Annotated in this window: 11 protein-coding genes and 2 pseudogenes; 8 read left to right on the top strand and 5 right to left on the bottom strand. The window is 46.2% G+C overall.

Features of this window, described 5'->3' with window-relative positions; genetic code table 11:
- Positions 1-642 precede the first annotated feature (642 nt).
- Together ACFQ0N_RS36910 and ACFQ0N_RS36905 are read left to right on the top strand one after the other, a co-directional pair.
- Positions 643-1,626 (top strand): Gfo/Idh/MocA family protein, encoded by a 984-nt coding sequence (locus ACFQ0N_RS36910; RefSeq protein WP_379335285.1) that lies wholly within the window; start codon positions 643-645, stop codon positions 1,624-1,626.
- Position 1,627: 1 nt separating this feature from the next.
- A complete protein-coding gene (locus ACFQ0N_RS36905) occupies positions 1,628-1,777 on the top strand; it encodes a hypothetical protein (protein ID WP_379335283.1) in 150 nt (49 codons plus the stop codon).
- Between the two features lie 359 nt (positions 1,778-2,136).
- Here ACFQ0N_RS36905 and ACFQ0N_RS36900 read toward each other — a convergent pair whose 3' ends face one another.
- Positions 2,137-2,613, bottom strand: a complete 477-nt coding sequence (locus ACFQ0N_RS36900) for a GyrI-like domain-containing protein (RefSeq protein ID WP_379335281.1) — start codon at positions 2,611-2,613, stop codon at positions 2,137-2,139.
- 60 nt (positions 2,614-2,673) lie between these two features.
- Positions 2,674-3,543 (bottom strand): helix-turn-helix transcriptional regulator, encoded by an 870-nt coding sequence (locus ACFQ0N_RS36895; RefSeq protein WP_379335279.1) that lies wholly within the window; start codon positions 3,541-3,543, stop codon positions 2,674-2,676.
- Positions 3,544-4,023: 480 nt separating this feature from the next.
- On the opposite strand from ACFQ0N_RS36895, the gene ACFQ0N_RS36890 reads away from it, so the two are divergent.
- The 3 genes and pseudogenes from ACFQ0N_RS36890 to ACFQ0N_RS36880 all read left to right on the top strand — a co-directional run.
- Complete coding sequence (locus ACFQ0N_RS36890) at positions 4,024-4,245, top strand: hypothetical protein (protein ID WP_379335277.1); 222 nt, start codon at positions 4,024-4,026, stop codon at positions 4,243-4,245.
- A pseudogene (locus ACFQ0N_RS36885) lies at positions 4,224-4,436 on the top strand (DUF4158 domain-containing protein); the annotation flags it as partial. The gene ACFQ0N_RS36890 and the pseudogene ACFQ0N_RS36885, both read left to right, overlap by 22 nt.
- 87 nt (positions 4,437-4,523) lie before the next feature.
- A pseudogene (locus ACFQ0N_RS36880) lies at positions 4,524-4,937 on the top strand (chromosome condensation regulator); the annotation flags it as partial.
- 165 nt (positions 4,938-5,102) lie between these two features.
- On the opposite strand, the gene ACFQ0N_RS36875 reads toward ACFQ0N_RS36880, so the two are convergent.
- Positions 5,103-5,684: an NAD(P)H-dependent oxidoreductase gene (locus ACFQ0N_RS36875; RefSeq protein ID WP_379335275.1), complete on the bottom strand. Its 582-nt coding sequence runs from the start codon at positions 5,682-5,684 to the stop codon at positions 5,103-5,105.
- A 119-nt stretch (positions 5,685-5,803) separates the two neighbouring features.
- Here ACFQ0N_RS36875 and ACFQ0N_RS36870 point away from each other — a divergent pair, with 119 nt between their 5' ends.
- Positions 5,804-6,811, top strand: coding sequence for an AraC family transcriptional regulator (locus tag ACFQ0N_RS36870; RefSeq protein ID WP_379335273.1), 1,008 nt, complete (start codon positions 5,804-5,806; stop codon positions 6,809-6,811).
- Positions 6,812-7,067: 256 nt separating this feature from the next.
- Positions 7,068-7,709 carry a C40 family peptidase gene (locus tag ACFQ0N_RS36865; protein WP_379335271.1) on the top strand — a complete coding sequence of 214 codons (642 nt, stop codon included), beginning with the start codon at positions 7,068-7,070 and terminating at the stop codon, positions 7,707-7,709.
- Positions 7,710-7,761: 52 nt separating this feature from the next.
- Here the strand turns inward: ACFQ0N_RS36865 and ACFQ0N_RS36860 are convergent, their stop codons facing one another.
- Both ACFQ0N_RS36860 and ACFQ0N_RS36855 read right to left on the bottom strand, forming a co-directional pair.
- Positions 7,762-8,034, bottom strand: coding sequence for a barstar family protein (locus ACFQ0N_RS36860; RefSeq protein WP_379335269.1), 273 nt, complete (start codon positions 8,032-8,034; stop codon positions 7,762-7,764).
- Between the two features lie 20 nt (positions 8,035-8,054).
- A complete protein-coding gene (locus ACFQ0N_RS36855; protein WP_379335267.1) occupies positions 8,055-8,480 on the bottom strand; it encodes a ribonuclease domain-containing protein in 426 nt (141 codons plus the stop codon).
- Between the two features lie 853 nt (positions 8,481-9,333).
- Between ACFQ0N_RS36855 and ACFQ0N_RS36850 the strand changes: the two genes are divergently transcribed.
- Positions 9,334-10,332 carry an ABC transporter permease gene (locus tag ACFQ0N_RS36850; RefSeq protein WP_379335265.1) on the top strand — a complete coding sequence of 333 codons (999 nt, stop codon included), beginning with the start codon at positions 9,334-9,336 and terminating at the stop codon, positions 10,330-10,332.
- Positions 10,333-10,337: the final 5 nt, after the last annotated feature.

Here is a 10,337-nt window from a genome sequence, read left to right as displayed (position 1 = left end):
ATCAATTAAACGCTCGGGAGCTACCGCTGTACGGGTGGCTCCCTCCCCCGGAGAGGTGGCTCATTTTTCCCGGAGCACTGGCTCACACACAACCGGAATGACGGCTCTATTTCATCGAAATATTCACGGATTTGCCGCTGAAGGAGTGTGCAGGACAAATCCCTGTCAGAGATGACGTTATTGGGCTCAATTGGCGAAAAGAAAATGGGAAGCTCCTGTATACGTTAAAATTGCCGGAACATTATTCGTATCGTTTAACCAACTGCAGTCAAATGGAGGCAATTCGCGTCCCTTAGTGACACGCGGCGAGAACTTGAAGACAGCTCTCTATTTCGATTATTCGAAAAGAGAGCTGTCTTTTAAATTGTGTATGACATATCATATAGATTTAACGTTAAGAAGGCAAAAGTGATGAATCTGTACGAAAAATCATATAGAATGAAGGATGTACGGTTCATTTCAACGATTCTATATGAAAATTCATACAGATTAACAAGCATGAAGCTAATCCAAAGAGCTCAATTGGCAGAGCGTATCGCTGGTGGCGATGTGCGCAGAGCAGCGAAAGTAAGCTTGGCATTCATTCCGCCCCGCTGTAATATAGAAGAATCAGTGTTTGCTAAAGAAGGAGCTGTTACGAGTATGATACGATTCGGTATTATCGGTACGAACTGGATTACAGAACGATTTCTGGCTGCTGCAAAGCTTCACCCGGAGTTCCGGCTGGCGGCGGTCTATTCCCGGACGGAGGAGCGGGCTCGCGAGTTCGCCCAGAAGCACAGCATTCCGCATACATATACAGACGTAGAGGCAATGGCGGCAAGCGGCGAGATCGATGCGCTTTATATCGCGAGCCCGAACAGCTTCCATGCGAAGCAGGCGATAACGGTCATGCAGCATGGCGTGCATGTGCTGTGCGAGAAGCCGATTGCGTCAAACAGCCGGGAGCTCGGCGAGATGATTGAGGCAGCGAAGCGACATGGCGTGCTGCTGATGGAGGCGGTCAAATCGACGCTGATGCCGGGCTTTGCCGCGGTAAGGGAGCATATCGGCGAGCTTGGCGCTATTCGGCGTTATGTGGCAAGCTTTTGCCAGTATTCGTCTCGGTATGATGCCTACAAAGCAGGTGAGGTGCTTAATGCGTTCCGTCCAGAATTTTCCAATGGGGCGCTTATGGATATCGGAATCTATTGCGTTTACCCTGCGGTGGTACTGTTTGGCAAACCGAATTCGGTTAAGGCTTCAGGCTTTCTGCTGGAATCTGGCGTCGACGGCGAAGGGAGCATGATATTGGAGTATGATGGCATGGATGCGGTTCTCTTCTATTCCAAAATAACGGATTCTGCGCTGCCGAACGAAATTCAGGGCGAGGCCGGCAATATCGTTATCGGTAAAATAAGTGAGCCGGTCAACGTTTCCCTTCACTATCGGGACGGCCGCAAGACGGATCTGTCCAGACCGGTTGTAGAGCACAGTATGTTCTACGAGCTGGAGGAATTTATCCGCCTTATTAAGGAAGACCGTACAGAATCAGAGGTCAATTCATTGTCCGTCTCTGCCGTCGTGATGGACATTTTGGACGAAGTGAGAAGACAGATCGGGCTTCAGTTCCCGGCAGACCGCTGAGATGATATGGTTCTCAAAAGCGGGTCAACCGCCTATTTCAACTCAGTTTGTTGAGATAGGCGGTTTTTTCTATGCGGCGCGCAGCGGCATGGGCGTTCAACTGGATTTTATGCAGGTAAATAAGCCAGGAAAGACGATTTTGGCAATCTAAATGGAAATCATGCAGCTATTTCGAACCAAATCGAGCATTTCTACCTCTAACTCCTAATCTAACTACAGGTTTTCCATCTAGTCTGGCTAACTAGCGCAAAAAGCTAGCATTTAACTGCAGAAAATCCCTTTAGTCGGCCAAGTATCTAAGAGCTGCTAACAAAGCAGGACGCGTACAGGTGACGTGAAACGTGCCGCCTTCCCTTATTTGCTCACTTGATAACGCAAAATCGTTTGTTTTTTGTCAGGAGCAGTTTTTCTGGCATCGGTGAGGTATATTTCCCTATGTACATGGTTCACCCTGCTGCACCCTTGCTCTCTGACAAACGCATCCATTATAGCCATCGATGCCGGTTCATCCTAAAATGGGCCTTTATGGAGCATTTGAACACAAAGTCCGTCTTCCATTGTATCAAATACAACTTCTTTCAAGAACGGATGCGGCTTCTTCTGTTCCGCGGCCTTATATGCCGCTTCAAACATTTCTTTTGTAATAAAGTCAGGCTGCCTAATCATGATCGTATAAATAAAGCTATCCTTGTCTAAAGGGTTGTCCGGGTTGGAAGATGTCCAAACGCCTTCCAGCGGATATACAGTAAAATCTTGATATACAAATTGCTCACGCTGCTCCAGATTCATGCTGCATAATGCTTTGTACCTCATTTTGATCGGATAGGCCAATGAATAAAGAACGCCAACCCTTTCGGCAAAATCTTCCTTGTTCGGATTGCCTTTTCCGCTAATCATGATAAAGTTTTGGGGAGGCATTACAATAAGTGAAGGTTGTGCTTTGATACTATAAAACGCTTTTTCATGTTTTCGCCATTCTTGCTTCACGATCAAACCCTCATTCCTGTTTTTGATTTAATCGTAACCTATAAAACCTGCAATCCTGTGTCAGGTTTTGTATTTATTTTTCATATTGTTAATTCTCACTTTGATTTCCTCACGGATAATTTGCGGAGCCAGAACCTCAACCTTATCACCGAAAGAAAGCAGGTAGTTAAACAGCCACTCGTTATACGGCAAGGAGAGCTTCACTAAAAAGTCGCCATCTTCTCTTTCAATCACATCATCAAAATGATCATAAACGCGAAAAGCCATTACCTTGTCGAATAATAGAGTAAGCGAGACAGCTTCTTCTTTAACTGTATCGAAATGCTCAAATATTTGCGCAGGTGCGGTGCGTGTGAAACTTTGCACCGTGATCGCCAGTTCTTTGATCCGCATAAGTTTAAAAAAACGATAATCTTTACGCATGCCGCAGTAAGCATATAAAAACCAATCCTTGCTTTTAAAAACCAATTTAAGCGGTTCGACGAACCTGTCTGTAGCTTCCCCTTTACCGCTAAAATATTTGAAGGAAACCTTTTTGTTTTGGAAAATCGCGTTTTTGAGTGTTTGGAACACATTTTCATTCGTTCTATGCCACTCAGAAAAGTCTACTTCTATCCAGTTCACATTCTGCTTTTGAAAAATTCCGCCCAATTTAGCAAGCAGGGCACTTGTGTTCCCGCCGCCTACAATGTTGATCCCCTGCAGCGCCATTAGGATCTGCTGCTGCTCCTGTTCAGAAATCAAGGACTTATTCAGTACAAAATTGTCCCGGATGGAAATGCCGCCGCCCTTGCCTTGCGTTGTATAAACAGGAATGCCCGCGGCGCTTAACATATCAATATCTCTATATATCGTCCTTACCGATACTTCAAAGTGTGTTGCCAGTTCGGGGGCCGTCATATTCTTCTTTTCAAGCAGCAGATAGACCATCTGAAACAGTCGGTTTTCGGCCATTTCTAATCACCTCGGAAATATTATATCAAGTAAGCCTTGGGATATATAGCAGGGGTTCCACCAGCAAAACGCAGATTTACAACGTTAAGGGAGCCTTATATGTGAATTTGGTGAATCCGCCATTAATAATAGTGGTCGGGTCATCTATATGGGAACGTTCTCTAAAGCGTTGGCCCCTGCTCTGCGCTTGGGTTACCTCATCCTGCCGCCGGAACTGTTTGCGCGGTACGAATACGAATTATCAAGTTACGACGGAACCGCATCCCGTTTAACCCAAATCACAATGGCTCGATTATGGAGGAGGGACATCTCCATCGGCACCTCCGAAAAATGAGAACCATATACAACGCTAATCGGAAGACACTTATATCAGCAGTCGCGTGCCATTTCAAAGAACATGCCCACGTATCAGGTGCTTCTTCGGGTCTGCATGCGTGCCTTGCGGTGAGGACATCGTTGTCTGCGAAGGAGCTTCTTGAACGCGGGAGACAGGCAGGGATCATTGTTCGTCCGGTGACGGATTTTCATGTTATCGCTAAGGCTAATGCCTACAAAGCCGAGGCAGTAAACGAATTCGTGATCGGTTACGGAGGATTGTCTTGTGAGCGGATAGAGGAGGGAATACACAGGCTGGCTATGGCTTGGGAGTTTTTGACCGACGAGACCATAACCGATTAGGCTTTGCTGTTCAACTAGGACTACTCCGGTATCCAGGATGGAGCTTAACTGATAATAAGGAAATCCCCGACTTCTTGCTTGATTATCTTGCCAAACAGCTAGATATTGAGCCAGAAGTTTTTTCCTTGTATGCCCAAAGGGAAAACACACTTTGGGACCATCTAAAAGAAATACGCGAGGTATATGGATTCACTGCCCCATAACACCCTCTCAATCGTTGTAATAGCCGGTAAAATGATATTTGATCGACGAAGTTTGTCTATTGCTTCGCGTATTAGGTGAACATAAATCGGTATGGCCAATGAAATGTAAGCGGCTGGCGCGACATAGTGGCGGCAGCGGCGGGTTACCTTCATACCGTTGGGCTTAAATCTGACGGCACTGTGGCGGCTGTGGGTTTGAATAAGCATGACCAATGCGATGTAAGCGGCTGGCGCGGTATTGTGGCGATAGCGGCGGGTAGTAATCATACCATCGGCCTTAAATCGGACGGTACTGTGGCGGCTGTGGGTTGGAATGAGCATGGCCAATGCAATGTAAGTGGCTGGCGCGATATTGTGGCGGTTGCGGCGGGTTGCGCTCATACTCTCGGCCTTAAATCGGACGGCACGGTGGTTGCTGTGGGTGATAATGTATATGGCCAATGCGATGTAAGCGGCTGGCACGGCATCCAACTTCCCGATGTTCGATAAAATGACTCCTATTGGCGTTGTGCGTGAGCGTAACGAGCTTCTTGGTATCGACATTTCCACCTTGATTGAAAAATTGGAGAAGGGCGGATTATAAGCCCTTTTCCACTTATAAAATCCGGATACCCATTATTTTTTATAATGCCCAATTCTTTGCCGTTTTACGAATCAGGCCAATTTTGACCCAAGCTGATTCACTTTAGCCAGCCATTGCGTTCGCGCCTTCTCTGACGACCCTCTGATCGGGCCAAGTTCAGTAACACGTACAGGCGACACTCCGCAAAATTTTAAGATGTTGCGTTTCATCACGTTGTATTCGGCATTTTTATATGCCAACTTGTTGTACCAGAACGGAGTATCGGCAGTGACGATCAAATGAGCGGATTTGTCGGTTAAGAGCTTGTCCACTAGAGAAGAATTTTCTCGGTATTTATAAGCAAAGCCAGGGAGGAAGACTCGATCGATAAATCCTTTCAGGATAGCCGGCATCACACCCCACCATGTCGGATAAACAAATACTAGGTGGTCTGCCCAGCGGATGAGGTTTTGCGCTTCGATAAGATCTTCCTCCAATTCCGTTCTTTTGCGGTAGCCAAACTTCAGATTCGGGTCAAATTTGATCTTGCTCAAATCAATAGAGCGAACTTCGGCTTTGCTGGCCGCGGCCCCCTTCATATAAGCATCGGACAAGGCCGTACAGAAGCTCTGCGGGTCGGGATGTCCGTTAATAACGAGAATTTTGGATTTCATATTCAGTTCCTCCTGTTTGCGATATAATAAACTCTGTTTAGCATAGGACGAATCGTAAAAGAAATGAATAATCAACAGCGCAATGAAATTGCTAATTTGCGCAACAAGGGGAGTGGAAATTGAAAAATCCGGGCGTTCCTATTTCAATGGTTTATCCGATTATGAAGACAATAGCCCATAAAGGCTATGAAATAGAGAAGTTTTTCACATATGCTTCGTTTGACAGCGGCGTACTCCAGGATACAGAAGCGCGCATTAGCGAAGCGGAATTGGAGCGATTGCTGATCGCCGCAGCCAATTACACGCAAGACGATTATTTTGGCTTGCACCAGGGACAGATTACAGAGCTTGCCGATATGGGGATTTTCGGTTATGTCATCTTGCATTCCAAAACGATCTCCGATGCGCTGGCCGCTTATCAGAGATACAATGCGATTTTGTGCAACGTATTCAATCTGGATTGGGAAGTGGAAGGAGACGATCTCCTTATCCGTTTTTTGTTAAATCATCCCGGTCAAATATCGCGTCATACAATAGAGGAGATGGCGAGCTCACTTTATCATTTACTGGGCAGGCTTGGCGGCCAACGGATCTCACTCAATGAGATTCACTTTATGCATGACGCGCCGGCGGACATGCAGCCCTATATGGAGGTATTCGGGAGGGTGCCCTGCTTTGGCGGGAAAGACAATGTGCTGTGCATGAGCAAGGACGTGCTAAATTCTCCGATTATGTACTCGGATGCAAGGCTGCTGGAGGTATTCGAAAACATTGCGCAGGAAACCAAGGATGAGTTGACCCAGGTAAGTGCGTATTCAGATCAGGTGGCGCAGTGGATGAAGAAATGTGTTCCATCCTTTTTTCCAACCTTGCAGCAAACTGCGGACTATTTTGGCATAAGCACAAGAACGCTCCAAAATAAATTGAAAGCAGAGCAGACTTCCTATAATGAACTATCTGTTCGGGTACGTAAGGAACTGGCCATCAGTTATTTGAAGAAAAGAGAGCACTCGATCGGCGATATTGCCTATTTGCTGAATTTTTCGGAGCCTAGTGCATTTCAAAACGCTTTTAAGAAGTGGACAGGTTTAACGCCGGGACAGTATCGAGCGCAAGTGCGAATTTAAGGTTATCTTATTGCCCCGGAGCCGAATCCGGGGTTTCTTTTCGCTCATTGAAATGACGATGGGACTTTACCTGTATACCCTATAGTCTTTGTCAAGAGGAATTATTAAAATATTTCTCACTAATTTCTAATAAATGAAGTTCGTGTTACTGTGTGAAAGGGTTTGCAATCGTCCCGGAAAGTGTTGGTATTTTTAAATATGGTATGATGCTCTTAGGTAATCACCCTAACTTATCTAACTTATTAGGGAGGACACTATGAACAACACCAAGAAAAGCCGGATCGGCAAAACATTCATAGGAATCAGTCTCAGTCTCTCGGTTGCCTTTTCCGGAAGCATGCTTCTTACGGCTCAACCGGTGCAAGCGGCTGCAGAATCAAGTGTTTCTGTTGCAGATCAGGTGATTTCAACAGCTAAACAGTTTATGGGCGTTCCGTATAAATTTGGCGCCCCCAGCGGACGAACAGATGAGTTTGATTGTTCTTCGTTTACCCAATACGTATTTGAGCAAAATGGGATCAATCTCCCCCGCTCTTCAAGACAACAAGCTAATGTAGGAACACCTGTCAGCAAGGATCAATTGCAATCGGGTGATCTGATCTTCGCGGATACGAATCATGACGGCATCATTAATCATGTGGCCATTTACATGGGCGACGGTAAAATAATTCATACGTACAGAGTCGGAATCGGCGTCACGATTTCCAATTTTGCAGGCAGTACCTGGGACAAAACTTTCGTTACTGCACGCCGCGTAATTTCTGGCAGCGGACAAGCTCCTGCCGTATCGCGGCAACCTGCTCAGACACAATCTCAACCTGCTGTAACTGAACCTAGCTCTAATCATTGGAAGTCTGCAAAGAAAAACAGAGGCTTTAACTGGTTCTGGGGTCTGTAATAGGAAATAAAAGAACCGCTCTAACCTTATCGGTAGAAGCGGTTCTTCTTTTTCACTCAAGCAGCAAGCGGAAATCTTCCAATTCACATTCGGCGTCCCGAAAAAGCTGTAGTAACAGCTGGCTGTATTCGCCAAGTTTTTCTTCACTCTTTTGAAAATGCAGCCAACGGACCGTAAGCGGCATTCCTGCTTCTTCAGTCAGACAATCCCATAAGGCATCCAAATTGTCGCCGTAGTACTCGGGCAATTCCAGAGCTTCTTTTAAGAAAGCGTGCAGTTGATCGCGGCTATTGATTTTTCCGCCGTCCAATATAACTTCGCGCAATTTCCGATCCTCCCAAAGCTTCATTTGATTTGTTCAAACGTCTTGTAATGGTCTTCCGTTTTATAGATTAACCCATCATTGGAAAATAGAATGCGGTCTTTGCCCCGGTGGCCGGATTTATAATTGATATCTGCTTCGTACCATATTCTGCCTTTCTTGCTGGGCAGCTGTTTTTCCCGATTTTGAAAGACATCGCCGCCAATGCTTTTGCCCGGCGCAACTTCATTCAAATTCCCGCGCTGGGCGTCCCAGCCCAGCTTCTTCGCTTCTTTTTTGGTAATGAAATTGTCCGGCAATTTGTTATTGGCTTTTATGTAGCTTGCGACATTTTCAAAGCTGATGAGCCCTTTCGCTTCCGTGTTTTGCTCTACTAATCCGCAGCCAGCCAGAAGCAAAAAGCTTAATAATACAAACAGTGCAGACTTGATGACTTTCAAAATACTCATCCTCGCTTCGCAATAAATTGATCACCTGATATTTACGGAACTGTTCCGATGAAGTTTCAAAAATTTGTCTTCAGCCTGCCGGGGCGCCCTAACAAAAAGCCTTGTCCATAGGGAACTCCCAGCATGCGTGCCGCCGCATAAGTTAGTGCAGGAAATGTGTTTCCTCTATTAAATAATTTTTCCTTTATTCAATATTGTTTGAATGCTATTCTACATCAAAAACGCCCAATTTTGCAATCGGTATTGTCAGGGGGTAAACGGGATTTGAGTGGCTACGATGGGGCGAGGCTGCAACAATTCGCGGGTATGCTCGCTTCCGGCCATGCATGTGTTGAAAAAACTGTACGTCTGGTGAAAGCTGATCTCGGCTTCCTTACTCCAAACTAACTGGATTTTATGTAGGTATATACGCCAGAACAGACGGATTTTGCAGTCTAACTGGAAATCATCCAGCTAGATTGGGCCAAATCGAGTCTATCCATCTCTAACTCCCATTCTAACTGTAGGTTTTCCATCTAGTCGGGCTATCTAACGAACAAAACAAAAAACGAACTGTAGAAAATCCATTTAGTCGGACGATGTAAATAATTCCTAGTAAAATAGAGCTATAAACTATTGTGGTAAATCAACAGCTTGCAAAAACTGCAACATTTGAGCACCTGTTCCGTTCATCGAAAGGCGGCAGGCATGCGCTGAGGCAGCTTGGACAGTTTGCCGGACCGTGGATCTCAATGACAGTTTCTCCGTATACATTTTCAATCACACAATGAACATTTCAGCAAAACGGGCGTGATATAATCTATTTGAAAGCGCTATCAAACCGCTTTGACAGCAAATTCAAGGAGGACACTGGATGTCGAACGTAGAGCCTCAGGCGGGCGCTGGAGCAGCGGCAGCTGTACCGGCTCAGCCCGCTATCGCCAGCTATACAGGCAGGTCGTTGAAGCCTTCGCTTTGGAAGCGTATACAGCAACACAGAACCGCATACTTGCTGTTTGTTCCCGTTTTTGCTTACTTTGTCATATTCAAATACTGGCCGATATTGCTGGCCTGGGTAGTGGCCTTCAAGGATTTGCAATTGGGCTCAGGCATATTTGCCAGTCCGTGGGTCGGCCTGCAGAACTTTGAGGATATATTTCTGTCGTCGGACATCCCGGGCGTTATTCGCAATACGGTCGAGATTAGTTGTTCGCGTCTGGCAATCGGTTTTGTTCCGCCGATCATTCTGGCCATTTTGTTTCATGATATGGTGACCAGGAAACTGAAGAAATGGCTGCAAACTTTAGTGTATATTCCTCATTTTTTCTCTTGGGTTATCGTCTTTGGGGTTGTCTTTGGCTTCTTCTCGGTGGGCTACGGCTATATCAACAATATGCTGGACGCCTTCGGCTTCGAGCGGCATGAATTTTTGCTGGATTCCGCCTGGTTCAGGCCGATTCTGATCGGTTCTGCGCTGTGGAAGGAAATCGGATGGAGTACGATTATTTATTTGGCGGCGCTGTCTACGGTTGACGCTCAATTGTATGAAGCCGCGGTTATCGACGGCGCGGGGCCGCTCAAACGGATGCGGCATATTACACTGCCGAGCATTATGCCGGTCATGACCTTTGTGCTTTGCATTAATCTCGGCTTCCTGCTGAACGCGGGCGGAGAGCAGGTTTTATTGTTTTACAATGATGCAGTCTATGATACGGCTGATATTATTGATACCTGGGTATATCGCGAAGGGCTGGCGAGATTGCAGTTCAGCCTGGCTACGGCGGTTGGCCTGCTCCAGTCGGTAATCGGGCTGGCGCTCGTCATCATATGCAACTTTTTTGCCAAAAGGCTGTCCGGCCGCGGAATCTGGTAGCCTGC

Source organism: Paenibacillus sp. GCM10027626, assembly GCF_042676285.1.
In the GTDB taxonomy this organism is placed as follows: Bacteria; Bacillota; Bacilli; order Paenibacillales; family Paenibacillaceae; genus Paenibacillus_Z.
This window is presented reverse-complemented; position numbering and strand designations above follow the sequence as displayed.

What these genes read in the sequence shown, in the direction of transcription:
- ACFQ0N_RS36910 (WP_379335285.1), top strand. Translation starts at nt 643, where the DNA reads ATGATACGATTCGGTATTATCGGTACGAACTGGATTACAGAACGATTT.
- ACFQ0N_RS36905 (WP_379335283.1), top strand. Translation starts at nt 1,628, where the DNA reads ATGATATGGTTCTCAAAAGCGGGTCAACCGCCTATTTCAACTCAGTTT.
- ACFQ0N_RS36895 (WP_379335279.1), bottom strand. Translation starts at nt 3,543, where the DNA reads ATGGTCTATCTGCTGCTTGAAAAGAAGAATATGACGGCCCCCGAACTG.
- ACFQ0N_RS36875 (WP_379335275.1), bottom strand. Translation starts at nt 5,684, where the DNA reads ATGAAATCCAAAATTCTCGTTATTAACGGACATCCCGACCCGCAGAGC.
- ACFQ0N_RS36865 (WP_379335271.1), top strand. Translation starts at nt 7,068, where the DNA reads ATGAACAACACCAAGAAAAGCCGGATCGGCAAAACATTCATAGGAATC.
- ACFQ0N_RS36855 (WP_379335267.1), bottom strand. Translation starts at nt 8,480, where the DNA reads ATGAGTATTTTGAAAGTCATCAAGTCTGCACTGTTTGTATTATTAAGC.
- ACFQ0N_RS36850 (WP_379335265.1), top strand. Translation starts at nt 9,334, where the DNA reads ATGTCGAACGTAGAGCCTCAGGCGGGCGCTGGAGCAGCGGCAGCTGTA.